We start from the raw sequence: 17,882 nt of genomic DNA on the forward strand, positions 1-17,882 counted from the left end.
CGGGCTCCAACTTTTGCCGCTGCGAGCGGCCACGCGCCGAGAGGCGCTCCCAGCCCGACGCCCTTACTTGTTCCTCGCCGCGGCGAGGCGCGCCTCAGCGCTGGACGAAGGGCACGCAGAGCTTCGGGTTCGGCCCGGAGCCGAAGCGGTAGTCGTACTGCACCCCGCCGGCCTCGACGATCACCGCGTACCCCGGCTCGAGCGCCTGGGTGTAGACGTGTCCCGGCTCGGGGCAGCCCCACGACCCGTCGTTCCAGGTGACGGCGCGCGCGCTGATGACGATGAGGTCGTCCGTCGCGATGCCGCGCGCGGTCAGGTCGGAGCGGATGGCCTCGAGGCGATCGCCGGGCAGGGCGACCGGCGACCCGGTCTGGTCGGGGATCGGCGGCGCGGTCTCGAACCGGTCGGTGGGGGACGCCGGCGCCGGCGTCGCGGCGGGCTCGGTGGGGCTGGGGGAGTCGGTCACGGGGGCTCCTGCGCATCCGGCGAGCAGGAGCAGTGCGGCGATCGCCAGTGGTGCGCGCATGGTTCCTCCTCGAGGTTCTGGCATCCAGCGTAGCCAGCCCGCCCGGCGGCGTCGCGGAGGTGGCGTTCGGGCCAGGCGTGCGGCGTGACGGCCCGCAGCCGCGGCTCCCGCGCCGGTCAGGCGAAGAAGTCCTCGTCGATCTCGACCACCTTGTACGTCTCGCGGACCTGGACCCCGACCCCGAACCGGATCATCAACTCGGCCAGCCGCTGCCCGTCGATCAGGATGATCCGGGTCGGGGTTGAGCGGGCGTAGTCCACGGCGGCGCTCGAGAAGGCGCTGGTCGTGATGAACACGCCGCTGTCGGCCCGCCCGTGCAGCGCGCCGACGAAGCCCTGCAGGTCGGGCCGCCCGACCGAGTTGCCTTCGGCGTAGCGTTTCGCCTGGATGTAGACCCGGCTGAGCCCGAGGTAGTCCTGGTCGATGACCCCGTCGATCCCGCCGTCGTTGGTGAGCTGGGTCGCCGAACCGGACCCGAGGGTGCCGCCGTAGCCCATCGCCAGCAGCAGTTCGACGACGGCCTGCTCGAAGAAGGCTGGCTCCTTGCCCCGCAGCCGGGTGAGCAGGTCGCCGGCCACCTCGCGGTGGATCCGATCGACGCCGTCCTGCACCTGCTCCGTAGGCGTGAGGCTCGCCACGGAGGACGTCTCTTCTTCGTGCGTGACCTCGTGGGCGTGGATGGCCGGCGGCCTGCTGGAGACGTAGGCCGCAGCCCCGATGCGGGGTCCGTGGTCAGCGACTCCACGTCGCGCTCGCGCATCCCCGAAGGGAACCGTGCGATCAGCGCGTGCCCCGCCGCGGTGATGACGTAGTGACCCCGGGAGGGCCGGTCCAGCGCCCCGACCCTCGTCAGGTAGGACAGCGCCCATCCGACCCGGTTCTCGTAGGTGAGTTGGCCGGACGCCAGGGCGACCGCCATCTGCTCCTCGCTCAGGCGGGCCTGGAGGGACACCTCGTGGCGGATCTCGTGCCTGTTCCGGACCTGACCGTCGGCGAGGACGCGGAGGGTGTGGATCATGAACCCCTCCCAGGTGGGCATGGCGGCGTTGGTCATGACGTTCCCTTCTCACCCGAGAGGCCCAGGAAGCGTTCGAAGAACGCGCCCAGCCGCTCGATCACGCGTTGTTTCTTCTCGCCGTGGCCGCCCTGGGGCGCGAACCGGGACAGGGGCGGCAGCACGGCGGTGATCGCCGTGCCGGTGGTGCGGAGCTCTCCCTGGCGGAAGGCGTCCGCGATGAAGGCGTGCGTCTCGGGCTCGCGCAGGTTCTCCTCGGCGACGATCGCGGCGAGTTCCCGCTCCCGCCGGGCCGCGATGTAGGCCTGCCACTCGTCGTCCACCGCCCCGTGCAGCGACACCTGGTCCACGAAGTCCTCGATGAGGTCGCGCTTGTCGCGCAGGGTCGGGCTGGCGTTGATGGACCGGGTGATCTCGGCCCGGATCTCCTTGTCGTCCCCGTCGCCGCGCTGGTCCCGGAGCCGGCCGACCAGCATGAGGATGTAGTCGACGTTGATCTCGACCTGCTTGATGAGCTCGATCTCGAAGACCACGTCGTCGTTGATCGACTCCCGGTCGGCCTCGCTGCCCCTGCGGAACTCGGCGTGGATGTCCAGGTAGTGGCTGCGGTAGTCCTGCATCTGGCCGGGGCTGAGCAACTCGCTGCCGGCGAACTCGTCGAAGGAGGTGAGGATGTTCACCAGCCGCAGGATCTGGCCGAACAGCTTCACGAACTCCTTCTGCGCCTCCTCCCCGACGATCGGCTGGCCGAGGGGGAAGCCGGCCAGCAACTCGGCGACGTGCGCGGAGTACGCGGCGTAGTACTCGGCGTAGGGGGCCAGTAGCACGACGCCCCGCGCGTCCTTGTTGCCGAAGAGCTCGAGGGCCTCGTTGGTGGCGTCCTCCAGGTTCCGGAACGCGACGATGTTGCCGTAGGTCTTGACCGAGTTCAGGATGCGGTTGGTGCGCGAGTAGGCCTGGATCAGCCCGTGCGAGCGGAGGTTCTTGTCGACGAACAGCGTGTTGAGGGTGGTCGCGTCGAAGCCGGTGAGGAACATGTTGACGACGATGACGAGGTCCAGCTCACGGTTCTTCAGCCGCTTGGACAGGTCCTTGTAGTAGTTCTGGAACCGGTCGGCGGACGTGTCGAAGCTGGTGCCGAACAGGTCGTTGTAGTCCTGGATCGCGTCCTCGAGGAACTCGCGGGAGTCGGTGGACAGGGCGTCGGTGTCGAACGCCTCCTCGTCGAGGATGCCGTCGTCGCCGGCCTCGTTCGCGCCGTAGGAGTAGATCAGCCCGATCTTGAGCTTCCGGTCGGGCACCCGGTCGGATTGCGCGAGCTGGAAGTGGTTGTAGTACCGCTTGGCCGCGTCGATGGACGCCGTGGCGAACAGCGCGTTGAAGCCGCGGACCCGCTTGTCGCCGAGCGCGTACGCCGAGGACCGCCTGGTCTTCTGGTCGAAGTGTTCGAGGGTGTAGTCGACGATCTGGCGGATGCGCTGCGGTGCCAGCAGCGCCTTCTCGGTGTCGATGGCGGGGACCTGAGCGTCGATCACGTTGCCGACCGCGATGGTGTTCACGTAGTCGATGCGGAAGGGCAGCACGTTCTTGTCGGTGATCGCGTCCACGATCGTGTAGGTGTGCAGTTTGTCGCCGAACGCCTGCTCGGTGGTCTTGAGCTGCGGGTTGCCGCCGCTGCCGCTGTTGGCGGCGAAGATCGGGGTGCCGGTGAAGCCGAACAGGTTGTAGCGCCGGAAGGCACGGGTGATGTCGGTGTGCATGTCGCCGAACTGCGAGCGGTGGCACTCGTCGAAGATGATCACCGCGTGCTGGTCGTAGACGGGGTGGCCCTTGTTGCCCTTGACGAAGGACGACAGCTTCTGGATCGTCGTGATGATGATCCGGGCGGACGGGGCCTCCAACTGCTTCTTCAGGATGGCGGTGGAGGCGTTGGAGTTGGCCGCCCCCTTCTGGAAGCGGTCGTACTCCCGCATGGTCTGGTAGTCCAGATCCTTGCGGTCGACCACGAACAGCACCTTGTCGACGCCGGGGAGCCGGGACGCGAGCTGCGCGGCCTTGAACGAGGTGAGGGTCTTGCCCGAGCCGGTGGTGTGCCAGATGTAGCCGCCGGCGGCGACGGCGCCGAGCCGGCGGGCGGTGCTGGCGGCGTCGACGCGCTGGAGGATCTTCTCGGTGGCCACGATCTGGTAGGGGCGCATCACGAGGAGCAGCCGGTCGTCGGTCAGCACGCAGTACCGGGTGAGGACCGCGAGCAGGGTGTGCTTGGCGAAGAACGTCTTCGCGAACGAGGCGAGATCCTGGATGGGACGGTTCTGGGCGTCGGCCCACCAGGAGGTGAACTCGAAGCTGTGGGAGGTCCGTCGCGCCTTGCCCGGCTGGGCGCCGTCCTTGAGGTGCTGCGAGCGCGTGGTGTTGGAGTAGTACTTGGTGAGCGTCCCGTTGGAGATGACGAAGAACTGCACATACTCGAACAGCCCGGACCCGGACCAGAAGCTGGTGCGCTGGTAGCGGTCGATCTGGTTGAACGCCTCGCGCAGGTCGACGCCGCGCCGCTTCAGCTCCACGTGCACCAGCGGAAGCCCGTTGACCAGGATCGTCACGTCGTAACGGTTCGCGTGGGCCGCGCCGCCCTCGCCGTCGCCGACCTCGTACTGGTTGATGACCTGGAGCCGGTTGTTGTGGATGTGGGTCTTGTCGAGCAGCGTGATGTTCTTGGTGGTGCCGTCGTCGCGCTTGAGCAGTTGGACGTGGTCCTCCTGAATGCGGACGGTCTTCTCGACGATGCCGTCGTTCTTGCCGGCGATCCTGGTCTCGAAGAAGGAGTCCCACTCCGCGTCGGAGAACGTGATCTGGTTGAGCGCCTCCAGTTGCGCGCGCAGGTTGGCGACGAGTTGGGCCTCGGTGGTGATCGGCAGGTACTCGTACGCCTGGGCCTGCAACAACGTCAGCAGCTCGGCCTCGAGTTGCGCCTCGGACTGGTACTCGGACGCCCCGGGCTCGGCGGCGTGTTCCGCGACGACCGTGCTGAGGTCGGACACCGCGATCGGGTCGTACACCCGCGTCTGGCTCATGCGGGCGCCTCCTCGAACGTGAGCAGCTTGTCGCGGTAGTACTCGTACTGCCTGCGCCGGGCCGCGATCTCCGCGGGTAGGCCGATGGAAAGGTCCTTAGTAAGGCTCTCAAATGAGCTCAAGCGCTGGACCAGCTTGGTCTGGAGCGCCAGTGGAGGAAGGGGTATCGGGAAGCTCTTGATCAGCTGCATGTTGAGGTCTCCGCGAGCGCCTCGGCCCAAAGCCCTGAGCGACTCATAGTTGGCGCTGACCCAATGGAACACAAACCGGTAGTCGGCAATGGCAGGATCGATCTCAAGATTGCAGCAATGCTGGTTCGTGGTCAACGGAATCTTGGCAATCGCGCATCGAGCGGCGGTGGCGCCGGAGATAGCCACCACCACACAGTTTTCGCGAGCCCAGGTGACGGGGGTTTCACGAAGGGCGGTTTCGTTGATGAAGAGCTCTGTTTTCCAGATTTCATTGAACGCAACTTCCCCCGTTCTGAGCCAGGGGATCGTCCCGTTTGAGTAGTACCTAGAGTCGCGTGCTTTCGGCGTCGCGCCAGTCGAGACCCGACTGGAAATGTCTCCTAGGGTGGACCAGTTCACGTCTGGTGTGCAAACCGCGGAGAAGGCTGCAGTGCGGAGGTATGAGTACTGAGCGATGCGCGCTTCCAGCTCCGCTTCCAGCTCCGCTTCCAGCTCCGCTTCCAGCTGGGTGAACTGATCCAGGACCCGAACGATCTCCCGCTGCACCTCGATCGGAGGGATTGGGAATCGGAAGCGACGGAAACCCGCCATGTCCACTGAGGCGAAGCTGGAGACGGTTGTATTCTTGACGCACCATTCGTCGAGAACGAAAGCGTAGTAGTGTAGAAAGCGAGGCTCCACCTGGTCCCGAAATTCTTGCCGGATGGCCAGTGATGTGAACCTCTGGTTTGAGAGATGCGGAACGGTAACGAGCGCGTGCTCGCCGATAGTGGCTGACGTCGCGACCAGCAATGAGTTGGCAGGGAAGAGCCGCCCCTTGGCGGCTTCCGGCGGGATCAACTGCGTTGCGTACTCTAGTACCCGTCCGTTCGCTCGGATGTCATCCATGCGAAACCAAGGAATCGTCCCGCCTTCCCACAGTTCCGGGTTGGACTTGGGTGGAGTGTAGCCATTTCGGACGTGGAACAGTTGTTCAATCTCAACGAATTGAACAGCTTTAAGATTCGTCGCGTTCGTCAGGCCATCAGCGGGGGTCACTTCGAGCCCTCCAGGTCCGCGACGATCGCGTCGATCGAGGCGCGGAGTTCGGCCTGACGGGCGACGATCCGGGCGATCTCGGCGTTGAGTTCGGCGATGTCGACCACCTCGCGGGTGTCCTCGGCTTCGACGTAACTCGAGACGGACAGGTTGTAGTCGTTCTCGCCGATCGCCTCGTTCGTCACCAGCGTGGCGACGTGGGCGACGTCGGCGCGTTCGGTGACGCGCGCCACGATGTGGTCCTGGTTGCCGGGCAGCAGCTTGTTCTTGTTGCCGACCCGGGAGAACTCGGCCGAGGCGTCCAGGAACAGCACGGCGTTGTCCGCCTTGGACTTCTTCAGCACGATGATGCAGGTCGCGATCGTGGTGCCGAAGAACAGGTCCGGTGGGAGCTGGATGACGGTGTCGACGTAGTTGTTGTCGACCAGGTACTTGCGGATCTTGCGCTCCGCGCCGCCGCGGTACAGCACACCGGGGAACTCGACGATGGCGGCGGTGCCGTCCACCGCGAGCGAGGACAGGATGTGCATCGTGAACGCCAGGTCGGCCTTTGACTTCGGGGCGAGCACCCCGGCGGGGGCGTAGCGGTCGTCGTTGATGAGCAGCGGGTTCGCGTCGCCCTCCCACTTGATGGAGTAGGGCGGGTTGGAGACGATCGCCTGGAAGGGCTCCTCGTCGCGGTGCGCCGGGTCGAGGAGGGTGTCGCCGTGGGCGATGTTGAAGTTCTCGAAGTTGATGTCGTGCAGGAACATATTGATCCGCGCGAGGTTGTAGGTGGTCAGGTTGATCTCCTGACCGTAGAAGCCGCCCACCTTGCCGGGCCCGAGCACCTTCGCGAACTTCAGCAGCAGCGAGCCGGAGCCGGCGGCTGGGTCGTAGACCTTGTTCACCCGCTCCTTTCCCGCGACGGCGATCCGCGCGAGCACCTCGGAGACCTCCTGGGGCGTGTAGTACTCGCCGCCGGACTTGCCCGCCTGCGACGCGTACATCTGCATCAGGTACTCATACGCGTCCCCGAACAGGTCGATCGAGTTGTCGGCCAGGTCGCCCAGCGGCAGGTCGCCGATCGCGTCCAGCAGCTTGACCAGCTTCTCGTTGCGCTTGGCGACGGTCGGGCCCAGCTTGTTGCTGTTCACGTCGAGGTCGTCGAACAGGCCCTTGAGGTCGTCCTCGCTGGGAGTCCCCACCGCCGAGCCCTCGATGTTGCGGAACACCCGCTCCAGCGTCTCGTTGAGGTTCGCGTCGGCGGGGGCGGCGGCGCGCACGTTCCGGAACAGCTCCGAGGGGACGATGAAGAACCCCTTCTCGGAGACCGTCGTGCGGCGGGCGTGCTCGGCCAGGTCGTCGGAGAGGTCGGCGTAGTCGAACCCGACGACCCCCGCGTCGCCTTCGCCCGCATTCAGGTAGGCGGTCAGGTTCTCGGAGACGAACCGGTAGAACAGCATGCCGAGCACGTAGCTCTTGAAGTCCCAGCCGTCGACGCTGCCGCGCAGGTCGTTGGCGATGCGCCAGATGGTCTTGTGCAGCTCCGCGCGTTGGGCTTCCTTCGTGGTGGGTGCCATGACTCCTGCTTCTGCGCTGACGGCGCTGTGATGATGTGGGCTCAAGGTAGCAGCGCCCACCGACAGCCGCCCGCGTGCTCGCACATCGGCGGGGCGCGCCCACGCAGCGCAACGCCGAACGCCCCGCCCCCTGCGAACAGGGGGCGGGGCGCTCGGAGCGACGCGCGGTCAGCGACGACGCAGCAGGATGGCCTCGTCGGCGCCGGACCGGTTGTCCAGGACCGCGACCATGATGCCCTCGGGCTGCTGGGCGGCGAACGCCCGGGAGTCGATCGACACCTTGACCTTCGCCTTCTTCGAGCCCTTGTTGACGTCGACCGACTGGCCGTTCTCGATGGCGGGCGCCCACGCGTTGTAGCGGGCGACGCCGTCGAACTCGTCGTAGGCCGCGCTGGAGGCGACCGACTCGATCGCGCCGGTGTAGGCGAAGACGCCCGTCGCCTTCGTGATGCCCAGGCTGCTCGCCTTGACCGGCAGCAGCGTGGTGCTGTTGTCGGTGGGCGACACCGCCAGGTACCCGGCCGCGCTCGTGGTCTTCTTGGCCACGTCGTAGATGAACACCTCGTTGCGGCCGTCCGCCGAGGCGGCACGGACCAGGCCGGAATCGACCGCGAACACGATGAACTCGGGCCGGCCGTCGTTGTTGCGGTCGATGATCACCTGCGACTGGTTCCGGGCCGCGTTGGAGTAGCGGTCGTAGCTGTTCATCGCGAACACGAGCAGCTTGTCCGAGCCCAGATCGAACGACTGGACGCCGAGCGCCCGCAGGTCGGTGCCGGGGTGCCCGCTGAGGCCGACGTCGTTCTGGCCGTCCACCAGCCCGAGCTGATAGAAGTCGGCCGTCGTGCCGAGCGCACCGCCCTTGTTGGTCAGTTCCACGTTGACGTTGCCGCGGACGCTGACCGAGCCGTTGGCATGGGTCTGCGGGTTCAGGTTGCCGTTGAGGGACGCCTCGACGTTGGCCTGGGCCCGCGGCACGAGCAGCCACGGCACCCGCAGTTCGGTGGCGCCGCCCTTGAGGACGACGTTGCCCGACGCCTCGTAGAACGCGAAGCCGCCCGTCAGCGCGGACCCGACCGAGCCCATCTCGACGTTGACGGTCACGTCGACCTTGGCGGTGCCGCCGGCCGGCACGGTGACCGACCGGGTGCTGAAGCTCACCGAGGCCGGACGCGACTGCGGGGTGGCCTCGTTGGACAGCGCCAGCGTCACCGGGGAGGTGCCGTGGTTGGTGACCGTGATGTTCTTCTTGCCGGAGAACCGGTCGGTGGCCTCGGCGAAGCCGAAGCTCAGGCTCGCCTCACCGAACGAGCCGCTGGCCGTCCGGTAGCTGTCGCCCACCACGGTGACCTGCCCCTTCACCGACTGCGCGGTGTCGACCAGGCCCGCGCCGCCCAGGGTGAGGCGGTAGTCGCCCACCCTGCCCGGGTCGGCGGTGTTGACCAGGTTGGCCGCCACGTCGGGGGCCGACCAGTTCGGGTGCGCCTGGACGTTCAGCGCCGCGACGCCGGCCACGTGCGGGGCCGCCATCGAGGTGCCTGACTTCACGGCGGCGTCGTTGCCCGTGCCCACGCCCGCCGAGACGGTCGAGACGCCGGGGGCTGTGACGTTGGCCTTCAGCCCCGAGTCGCCCGTACGCGGGCCGCCCGAGCTGAACGAGGCGAACTTGGTGAACGCCGGGTTGTCCAGCGGCTGGGCCGCCAGCGTCACCTGCTGGCCGTTCGCCGCGACGACCTTGTCGCCGTCGTCGGTCGCCGCCGAGCCCAGGACGCCGCGGAAGCCCAGGAACGGGATCGTGACCTCGAAGGGGGCGCCGGTGTCGGGGTTCTCGACGATCGCGCCCTCGAACGGCGGGTAGTTGGCCGAGGTGTCGATCATCGCCGCCGCGGCCGCGCCGGCCTGTTGGGCGTAGATCGGACGCGCCGCGCGGGCGCAGGTGCCGCGCACCGACACCGCGAGCTGGTTCGCGCCCGCCTTGATGCCGTTGCTGGTGTAGGCGGCCACCGAGCAGCCCAGGGACTCGTTCTCGGCGGTGGCCGGGTCGTCCTTGAGCGCCACGATCGTGAACGGGCCCGCCGGCAGCGGGTCGAGGCCGTTGGCGTTGATGGCGACCAGGCTGGACCCGTCGGCGAAGGAGACCTTCGCGCCCGGGAACTGGGCCGTGGAGTCGTTCGCGGCGACGCTGACGACGCCGCGTCCGGTGCCCGGCGAGCCGGTCAGGTACGGGTTCGGGCCGGAGTTGCCCGCGGACGCGATCACGACCACACCGGCGCCGACCGCGTTGGACGCCGCGACGGCGGAGGTGTCCTCGGCGGTGCCGTAGCTGGAGCCGAGCGACATGTTGATCACGTCGACGCCGTCCGCGACCGCGCGGTCGATGGCCTCGGTGGTGACGTCGGTCGATCCCGCGCAGCCGAACACCTTGTAGGCGTACAGGTCGACCTCCGGCGCGACGCCCGGCCCGACCTTCCAGGGCTGGCCCGCCGTCGCGGCGTTGTACGGCCCGGTGTAGGCCGCGCCGTCGGCGGTCACGCCGCCGCCGCCCGCGGTGCCGGCCACGTGGGTGCCGTGGCTGTTGCAGTCCAGCGGGTTCGGATCGGGCTTGGGCACGCTCCCGGCGGTGTTGGCGTCGTAGGCGTTGCCGACGAAGTCCCAGCCGCCCTTGATGCGCGGCGCGTTCGGGCCGAACAACGCCGGGTCGGCCGGCTGCGTCTCGGTGGCCTTCGCGGCCTCGAACGCGGCGACGGTGCCGGGGCCGGCGAAGTCGGCGTGGGTGTAGTCGATGCCGGTGTCGATGATGGCGACCTTGACGCCCTTGCCCGTGAAGCCGGTGTCCTGCCACACCTGCGGGACGCCCAGGTAGGGCACCGAGGTGGCGTTGTCGAGCTCGTGCACGGTCACGGCGTGGACGGCCTTGACGCCCGGCGCCTGCGCCAGCGCGTTGACCTCGGTGCCGGCGACCTGCACCTTGACGCCGTTGTAGGCGTCCTGCATCTCGGCCAGCACCTTGCCGCCGACCTGCTTGGCCTTGTCGGCCACGCCCTTCTGCTGCTGCTTCAGCTGCTCGCGGAGGGCCTTCTTCTCGGCGTTGTCCAGCTTGCGGCGCTGCTTGGCCTCGACGACCGTGACGGGATCACCGGACAGCTCCACGATGACCTTGACGGGCGCCTTGCTCAGCGAGCTCGGCACGAGCTTGGCGTCGACCGTGCCGCTGGGGGCGGTGACGAAGCTGTCGACTCCCGAGGGTGGCGCGGCCTGCGCCGTCAGCGGTGTGGCGACGGCCAGCACGGCCGCACCCACCACAAATTTCCAGGTTCGCACGATGGTGGACCTTTCGTCGGTGAGGGGGTGGTCTCCTCACGGGCAGCAGTGCCCGGTCAGTGCTACGAGGGTAGGCGGCGAGAGCGGGGTTGTCTGCCCCCGGTTGTTCACTCTTGCAGTTTGACCCCCGCCCTGGTGGCACGCCGCCGACGTCGCACAACGCCGTCACGCTCGGGGGTTCCCGCTGGCCGCGGGACGGGACCCGCAGCCCGGCGGCCCGCGACCGGACGGTGGCCGGGCGCCCGTCCGGCGGCCGTGACCGGGCGGTTCGCGGGCGGCGGGCGGAACACGGTTCGCGGGCGGCGGGCGGAGCACCGGCGGCGCGGTTCACCGCGCGGTCAGGCATGGGATCACGCCGGCGGCGCGACTACGGTGAACGCATGGAGCCAACGGATCAGCCGGGCGGGGCGGCCCAACCCACGGCCGCCGTCCGCGCCGCCGCGGACCTCGGACTGGACGTGGAGGTCGTGACGCACGGCCCGGTGCGATCGCTGGCCGAGGCGGCCGCCGCCCGCGGCGTCGACCCGCACGACCTCATCAAGACCCTGGTGGTGCGGCGGGGCCCCGACGACTACGTGTTCGTCCTGGTGCCCGGCGACGGCACCTTCAGCTGGCCCAAGCTGCGCGCGCTCCTGGGGGTCTCGCGGCTCTCGATGCCGGACGCCGACGTGGCCCGCGACGTCACCGGGTACGTCCGGGGCACGATCACGCCGCTCGGCGCCACGCACGCCTGGCCGGTGATCGCGGACGCCGGCATGGTCGGACGCCGCGTCTCCCTGGGCGGCGGCGCCCCCGGCGTCGGGCTCTCGGTGGACGCCGATGCGCTCCTCGCCGCGCTGGACGCCACGGTCGCCGACGTCGTGGACTAGCTGCCGGGACGCCGGGCCCCGCCGGACGGGCTGCGGGTCAGTCCGTGCGGCCGCGGCGGCGGACGACGGGGGCCAGGGCGATCACCGCGAGGCCCGAAAGCACGAGCAGCGTCAGGCTGACGCGGAGGTTGGTGAGGTCGCTCACCAGGCCGATGATCGGCGAGCAGAGCAGGAACCCTGCGCGCAGCAGCCAGCTCACCAGCGTGATGCCGGCGCCCTCCGGCAGGCCGGGGAGGCGTCCCGCCGCGGCGTAGGCGGCCGGGATGACCGTCGCGCAACCGAAGCCGGCCAGCGCGTAGCCGATCATGACGGTCGGCAGGGTCGGGACGCCCACGATCAGCAGGCCGCCCACGGCGATCATGACGCCGCCGGCGCGCATCACGTTGACGCGGCCCCAGCGGTCGGTCGCCGGGTCGCCCAGGACGCGTCCGATGAACTGCGCGCCCAGCATCGTGGAGTAGCCGAAGCCCGCCACGCCCGCGGTGACGCCGACCGTCTGCACGAGGTAGACCGCCGACCAGTTGAACCCGATGTCCTCGACCAGGGCTCCGGCGATCGCCAGCACGGCGAGCGGCAGGATCAGCGCCCACGCCCCCGCGGGCAGCTTCGTGGGCGGGGCGGGGTGATCGTCGGGCATCTCGACGCGGCCGCCGTTGGGGAGGCGCCCGAGCCAGGTGGCGAGCACGGCCAGCAGGACGGTGAGCCCCGCGACGCTGCTCAGGTGGACGCCCAGCGGCACCGCCGCGGCCGCCGCGAACGCGCCGATGAAGCCGCCGACCGTGGCGCCGAGGCTCCACAGCGCGTGCAGCGAGTTGATGATGGTGCGGCGGTAGGCGTCCTCGACGCGGACGCCGTGGACGTTCTGCGCGGCGTCCACGATCGAGTCGGTGAAGCCGGCGACGGCCAGCGCGACCGCGAACACCGCGAACGCCGGCGCGAAGCCCGCGATCGAGACGGCGATCGCCATGATGACGGTGCCGCCCAGCGAGACCGCCTGGGCGCCGAACCGGCGGATCAGCGGGGCGGGCAGGGCCGAGGCGATCATGGCCGCGAACGGGCTGATCGCCACCATCAGGCCGAACTGGGTGTTCGACAGGTCGAAGGCGGCCTTGATCTCGGGGTAGCGCGGCAGCAGGCCGGCCAGCATCAGGCCGTTGGTGAAGAAGAACAGCGAGATGCCGGTCCGGGCACGCACGGGGCTGGTAGTGGCCGACACCCGCCCCAATTTACTCTGCGGCGGAGATTACGTCGATGGTCGGTTGCCCTCGGCCATCCCGACCGAGGGCCGCCCGGCTCAGCCGCGCTTCTGGATCGCCGCCCACTCGTCGCGCAGCCCGACGGTGCGGTGGAACGTCGCGGGCAGGTCGGGGTCGACCGCGAAGTAGCCCAGCCGCTCGAACTGGACGACCTCGCCCGGGCTCACGTCCGCCAGCGCCGCCTCCAGCTTGGCGTCGGTCAGCACCTCGCGGCTCGCCGCGTTGAGGTCGTCCAGCGGCTCGCCGGTCGCCGCGCCGGGGTTCTCGGCGGTGAAGAGCCGGTCGTACAGGTTCACCGTCGCGCCGACCGCGTGCGGCGCCGAGACCCAGTGCATCGTCGACTTCACCTTGCGGCCGTCGGGGGAGTTGCCGCCCTGTGAGGCGGGGTCGTAGGTGGCGTTCACCTGGACGACCGCGCCCGAGGCGTCCTTCACCACGTCGGTCGCGGTGACGAAGTACGCGCCGCGCAGGCGCACCTCGCGCCCGGGAGAGAGCCGGAAGAACTTCGGCGGCGGCACCTCGGCGAAGTCGTCGGCCTCGATCCACAGCTCGCCGGTGAACGCCACCTGGCGGGTGCCGTCCTCCGGGTTCTCCGGGTTGTTGGTGACCTCGAAGTGCTCCACGACGGGGTTCCCGTCCGCGTCGGTGGGCCAGTTGGTCAGCACCAGCTTGAGCGGGTTGAGGACCGCCATCCGGCGCTGCGCCGTCTTGTTCAGGTCGCGGCGGACGTAGCTCTCGAGCTCCTCGATCGCCTTGCGGGAGTTGGTCTTGGTGATGCCGACCGCGTCGCAGAACGCCACGAGCGCCGAGGCGGGGTAGCCGCGGCGGCGCAGGCCGCGCAGCGTGGGCATGCGGGGGTCGTCCCAGCCGTCGACGACGCCCTCCTCGACGAGCTTGCGCAGCCGGCGCTTGGAGGTGATGGTGTGCGTCAGTTCCAGCCGCGCGAACTCGCGCTGCTTGGGCGCGGTCGCGGTGAGCGGCAGGTGGGAGAGGAACCAGTCGTACAGCGGGCGGTGCGACTCGAACTCCAGCGTGCACAGCGAGTGCGTCGTGCCCTCGATCGCGTCGGACTGGCCGTGCGCCCAGTCGTAGGTGGGGTAGATCTTCCAGGCGTCGCCGGTGTTGTGGTGGTGCGCGTGCCGGATCCGGTACATGACCGGGTCGCGCATCTGCATGTTCTCGTGCGCCATGTCGATCCTGGCCCGCAGCACGCGCGACCCCTCGGCGAACTCGCCGGCGCGCATCCGGCGCAGCAGGTCGAGGTTCTCCTCCGGCGTCCGGTCGCGGAACGGCGAGTCGGTGCCGGGGACGCCGAAGCTGCCCCGGTTGGCCGACATCGTCTCGCCGTCCTGGTCGTCGACGTAGGCCAGCCCGCGCTCCACGAGGTGCTCGGCCCAGGCGTAGAGCTGCTCGAAGTAGTCCGACGCGTGGCAGACCGAGGCGGGGTGAAAGCCCAACCACTCGATGTCGGAGACGATCGAGTCGACGTACTCGGCCTCCTCGGCGTCCGGGTTGGTGTCGTCGAGGCGCAGCACGGTGGTGCCGCCGAAGTCGTCGGCGACCCCGAAGTCGACCGTGATCGCCTTCAGGTGCCCGATGTGGAGGTAGCCGTTCGGCTCGGGTGGGAAGCGCGTCTGGACCCGGCCGCCGTACGTGCCCTGCGCGGTGTCGGCGCGGACGATGTCGCGGATGAAATCACTGGGTCCGGGCGGCGTGTCGGTCATGAGCGAAGGCTACCCAATCACCGTGTCGGGACCCGATTCGGGCTGCCCTGTTTCAGCGCGCCCGCCGGTGGCGCCGGCCGACTCGAGAGGGCGGGCCGCTCCCGGCGGGCGCGGCGCAGGAGTAGGGCTGCCGCGTCAGTCGACCAGGACGCCGACCTGCATGGACGCCAACTGCGCGTTCGGACGCGGCTTGGTGCTGTGCTGGGTGGTGAACGCCTGGGTGGCGTCGGTGCCGCACAGGTTGAGGATGCGCTGCGGGCCGCCCGGGTGCTGCCCGATCCAGGAGGTGAGGTCGTACACCTTGCCGTCCACGGCCGCCCAGCAGTCCTCGCGGCTGTTGTGGGCCGCCACCTGGGCGAGCGTGTACGCGGGCGCCGACTCCTCGGTAGCCACGGCGCCGGGCTGGGCGCGCCCCGAGCCCCAGACGGCGTCGGCGCCGCTGTGCCCGGTCACGAGGGTCAGGCCGACGACCGCGACGGCCGCCGTCACCGTCAGCGCGCCGGACGCCATGGCCGCCAGCGGCGACGAACCGGGCGGGGCGGCGTCGCGGCGTCGCTCCAGGAACCACCACAGCCACGCCAGCGCCGCGGTCACGAGCGAGACGATCATCAGGGCCGTCCCGAAGGTGGCGTGGGTCTCGGGAAGGGTCTCCTGCTCGGCCAGCACCACCCCGGTGAGCCGCGCGGCGATGGCGGTGAGGGCGCCCACGCTGAGGGTGATCAGGGCCAGGACGCCGTAGCGCTGCCGCACCTTCGGCCACAGGACCGAAGCGAGGACGCCGAGGGCGCCGACCGGGAGCGCGACCACAGCCAGATGGACGACCAGGGGGTGCAAGGGGAGTCCCAACATGCGCACAAGCGTACGGAACGCCCCTGTGAGGCCGGCCGTGCGGGGTGGCCGGCGGACGCCTGCGCAGGGGACGTCGCGGTCGTTGCGCGGACTCTGCGTGAAAGCTCGCCGGGAACAAGAGAAAATGCTGTCATGCTCGGGGCCTCGCCATCATCTTGTTGTGCCAGCTCGTCGGGGAGGTGGTCGTCCACCTGTTCGGCTGGCCGATCCCCGGCGCCGTCCTCGGGATGATCCTCTTCTTCGGCTGGCTGACGCTGCGGCGGGCCGGCGACGACTCCCGCGAGGCCCGCGCCGGCGACCTGCTGGTGAAGTACATGCCGATCCTGTTCGTGCCCGCGACGGTCGGCTGGGTGGCCTACGGCCCGCAGGTCGTCGCGCAGTGGCTGCCCGGGCTGGTCGGCGCGTTCGTCTCCTGGGGGCTGACGCTGGTGCTCGTCGGCTGGTGCGCGCAGCTGCTGCGACCCCGGCGCCGCCCGGCGGGGGAGGCGTCGTGAACCTCGCCGCCACCTGGGAGTGGCTCACGCACTCCCCGCTCACCGCGCTCACCCTGACCGTCGGGCTGTACTGGGCCTGCGACAAGCTGTGGCGCCGCACCGGGCGGCACGCCCTGCTGACGCCGATCCTCACCGCGTCCGCGCTCATCGGCGTGCTGCTGCTGCTGCTGACCGGCTGGGACTACGCGGCCTACGCCGAGGGGACGTCCATGGTGACCTTCCTGCTCGGGCCGGCCACCGTCGCCCTGGGCCTGCCGCTGCACCGGCAGGCGTCCAAGGTGCTCGAGGGCGCGCCCATGGTGCTGGGCGCGGTGCTGTTCGGCGCGGTGTTCTCGGTGCTGTCGGGCTACTGGCTGGCGACCTGGCTCGGCGCGACGCACGAGCTGGCCCTGACGATGGCGCCCAAGTCGGCCACCACCCCGATCGCGATGGCGCTCGTCGAGCAGTTGGGGGGCTGGCCCCGGTCGCGGTGATCTTCGTCATGATCGCCGGCATCTCGGGTGCGGTGATCGGGCCGTGGCTGCTGACCGTGGTCGGCGTGACCGATCCGCGCGCCCGCGGCCTGGCGATGGGGACCGCCTCGCACGGCATCGGGACGGCGCGCGCGTTGCAGGAGGGGCAGACCGAGGGGGCGTTCGCCGGGCTGGCGATGGGCCTGACGGGCCTGGTGATCTCGGTGGCGATCACCGTCCTCATCCCGGTCTGACCAGTTGAGACCCGCTCACTCCTCGACGGCCTCGTAGGGCGGGGACTGGGGGCACTGCACCTCCAGCAGGTTCTGCTTCAACGGCGGCAGGGACCACGGGTAGCCGTCCCAGGTGGGGTCGCGGACGAACCGTTCGCGCGGCGGCAGCTGGACGCTCGGCTCCTGGCCGTGGGCGCGCAGGCACGGGACGAGGAACGTGTCGAGGTACTCCCACACGACCGCGAGCACGGCCGGCTGTGGCCCGTCCCCGAGGAAGCGCGGGTCGGGCGGGTACTGGGCCGCGCACGCGAGTTCGGCCAGCGCCCGGGCCCGATCGGCCGGCAGGTCGCTGCGGGCGCGGCCATCCGACGAGACGGTGGCGGGGAAGCCCGCGTCCGTCGAGCACTGCGCCAGGACGTCGGCGATCTCGCTCAGCCGCACGATCCGGACGCGCGGCGGGAGCGAGGCCACGCTGACGTTGAACCCCTCCGCCACGGACTCCAGGTAGTTGTGGATCCGCCGATCGGCCTCCTCGTCGCTGATCGGCGCCAGGACGGGTGGGGTCGCGGGACGCCAGTCCTTCCACGCCGTGCCGCGGGGGGATCCGACGGCGTCCGCCGTGGGGGTCGCCGGCCCCGGCGTCGGCGCCCGGTGGGGCGAGGGGGTCGGTCCGGTGGTCGGCGCGCCGGGGCCCGCGTCCGGGGACGGACCGGTCCCCGCGGTGCACCCGGCGAGCAGCGCGCCCACCAGCGCGACGGCGACCACCGCCGCGCAGCCGGAGGGGCGGCGCCCCGGTGCGACACGCATGCTCCAAGGATGCGACCGGACGCGGTGGGTGGGAAGCCCCCGCGCTGACGACCGGCGGGGCGTCAGGCGGGCGGCTGAGTCGGCAGGGCGCAGGACGCCGACCCACCCGGCAGGCGCCGCCGGTTCCGGGCCACCCAGCCGTAGAGGGCCGCGGCCGGACGCCGCAGTGCGCGGGAGCCGAGCGCCCGACCCAGCCAGGCGAGCGGGCCCCCGGCGGCCCGCAGGATCTCGGCCCACGCCTCGTGCCCGTAGGCCACCGACCCGTCCGTGCGGACCAGCGGCATCTCGACGAGCGCCCGGCCGGCGTCGACGCCCAGCGCGGCCAGGTCGGAACCCTGGATGCTCGCCAGCGCGATCGTCGGGACGCGGCGGGCCAGGATCCCGGCGCAGCGGGTGCAGAACCCGCAGTCGGCGTCGTACAGGGCCAGCGGACGCGTCGGCCCCGGGACGCCGGGTTCGGGACGCGTCGGCACG

The 17,882-nt window shown here is 70.2% G+C and carries 13 protein-coding genes and 2 pseudogenes; 3 read left to right on the plus strand and 12 right to left on the minus strand.

The genetic code is table 11. The annotated features are described in order from the left end of the window. Nucleotides 1-94: 94 nt before the first annotated feature. The 7 genes and pseudogenes from G7070_RS09575 to G7070_RS09600 form a co-directional block, all read right to left on the minus strand. Complete coding sequence (locus G7070_RS09575; protein ID WP_166233546.1) at nucleotides 95-526, minus strand: DUF8738 domain-containing protein; 432 nt, start codon at nucleotides 524-526, stop codon at nucleotides 95-97. A gap of 116 nt (nucleotides 527-642) precedes the next feature. Further along, a complete protein-coding gene (locus G7070_RS09580; protein WP_246226991.1) occupies nucleotides 643-1,164 on the minus strand; it encodes a restriction endonuclease in 522 nt (173 codons plus the stop codon). A 200-nt stretch (nucleotides 1,165-1,364) separates the two neighbouring features. Continuing rightward, a pseudogene (locus G7070_RS19910) lies at nucleotides 1,365-1,580 on the minus strand (winged helix-turn-helix domain-containing protein); the annotation flags it as partial. Beyond that, the gene (locus G7070_RS09585; protein WP_166233547.1) at nucleotides 1,577-4,612 is read right to left on the minus strand and encodes a type I restriction endonuclease subunit R; all 3,036 of its coding nucleotides are present in this window, start codon (nucleotides 4,610-4,612) and stop codon (nucleotides 1,577-1,579) included. The pseudogene G7070_RS19910 and the gene G7070_RS09585, both read right to left, overlap by 4 nt. Further along, nucleotides 4,609-5,841, minus strand: a complete 1,233-nt coding sequence (locus G7070_RS09590; RefSeq protein ID WP_206079712.1) for a restriction endonuclease subunit S — start codon at nucleotides 5,839-5,841, stop codon at nucleotides 4,609-4,611. Before G7070_RS09590 ends, G7070_RS09585 begins: the two co-directional genes overlap by 4 nt. Beyond that, entirely contained in the window at nucleotides 5,838-7,403 is a 1,566-nt protein-coding gene (locus G7070_RS09595; RefSeq protein WP_166233548.1) for a type I restriction-modification system subunit M, read from the minus strand. Before G7070_RS09595 ends, G7070_RS09590 begins: the two co-directional genes overlap by 4 nt. A gap of 168 nt (nucleotides 7,404-7,571) precedes the next feature. Then, on the minus strand, nucleotides 7,572-10,724 hold the full coding sequence (locus G7070_RS09600) for a S8 family peptidase (RefSeq protein ID WP_206079713.1): 3,153 nt from the start codon (nucleotides 10,722-10,724) through the stop codon (nucleotides 7,572-7,574). A gap of 380 nt (nucleotides 10,725-11,104) precedes the next feature. Between G7070_RS09600 and G7070_RS09605 the strand changes: the two genes are divergently transcribed. Continuing rightward, nucleotides 11,105-11,593, plus strand: coding sequence for an aminoacyl-tRNA deacylase (locus G7070_RS09605; protein WP_166233549.1), 489 nt, complete (start codon nucleotides 11,105-11,107; stop codon nucleotides 11,591-11,593). Nucleotides 11,594-11,630: 37 nt separating this feature from the next. On the opposite strand, the gene G7070_RS09610 is transcribed toward G7070_RS09605, so the two are convergent. From G7070_RS09610 to G7070_RS09620, 3 genes are all read right to left on the minus strand, one after another. Beyond that, nucleotides 11,631-12,809, minus strand: coding sequence for an MFS transporter (locus G7070_RS09610; protein WP_166233550.1), 1,179 nt, complete (start codon nucleotides 12,807-12,809; stop codon nucleotides 11,631-11,633). A gap of 78 nt (nucleotides 12,810-12,887) precedes the next feature. After that, nucleotides 12,888-14,573: a glutamine--tRNA ligase/YqeY domain fusion protein gene (locus tag G7070_RS09615; RefSeq protein WP_166233551.1), complete on the minus strand. Its 1,686-nt coding sequence runs from the start codon at nucleotides 14,571-14,573 to the stop codon at nucleotides 12,888-12,890. A gap of 135 nt (nucleotides 14,574-14,708) precedes the next feature. Beyond that, a complete protein-coding gene (locus G7070_RS09620) occupies nucleotides 14,709-15,422 on the minus strand; it encodes a cytochrome b5-like heme/steroid binding domain-containing protein (RefSeq protein WP_166233552.1) in 714 nt (237 codons plus the stop codon). 158 nt (nucleotides 15,423-15,580) lie between these two features. Between G7070_RS09620 and G7070_RS09625 the strand changes: the two genes are divergently transcribed. Then, complete coding sequence (locus G7070_RS09625) at nucleotides 15,581-15,916, plus strand: CidA/LrgA family protein (RefSeq protein WP_166233553.1); 336 nt, start codon at nucleotides 15,581-15,583, stop codon at nucleotides 15,914-15,916. Further along, nucleotides 15,913-16,622 (plus strand): annotated as a pseudogene (locus G7070_RS09630) (LrgB family protein). Before G7070_RS09625 ends, G7070_RS09630 begins: the two are co-directional and overlap by 4 nt. Before the next feature lie 15 nt (nucleotides 16,623-16,637). Here the strand turns inward: G7070_RS09630 and G7070_RS09635 are convergent. Both G7070_RS09635 and G7070_RS09640 read right to left on the minus strand, forming a co-directional pair. Further along, nucleotides 16,638-17,408 carry a hypothetical protein gene (locus G7070_RS09635; RefSeq protein WP_166233554.1) on the minus strand — a complete coding sequence of 257 codons (771 nt, stop codon included), beginning with the start codon at nucleotides 17,406-17,408 and terminating at the stop codon, nucleotides 16,638-16,640. A gap of 62 nt (nucleotides 17,409-17,470) precedes the next feature. Next, nucleotides 17,471-17,881, minus strand: coding sequence for a thiol-disulfide oxidoreductase DCC family protein (locus G7070_RS09640; protein ID WP_166233555.1), 411 nt, complete (start codon nucleotides 17,879-17,881; stop codon nucleotides 17,471-17,473). Nucleotide 17,882 lies beyond the last annotated feature (1 nt).

This window comes from Propioniciclava coleopterorum (genome assembly GCF_011393335.1).
Lineage (GTDB): Bacteria > Actinomycetota > Actinomycetes > Propionibacteriales > Propionibacteriaceae > Propioniciclava > Propioniciclava coleopterorum.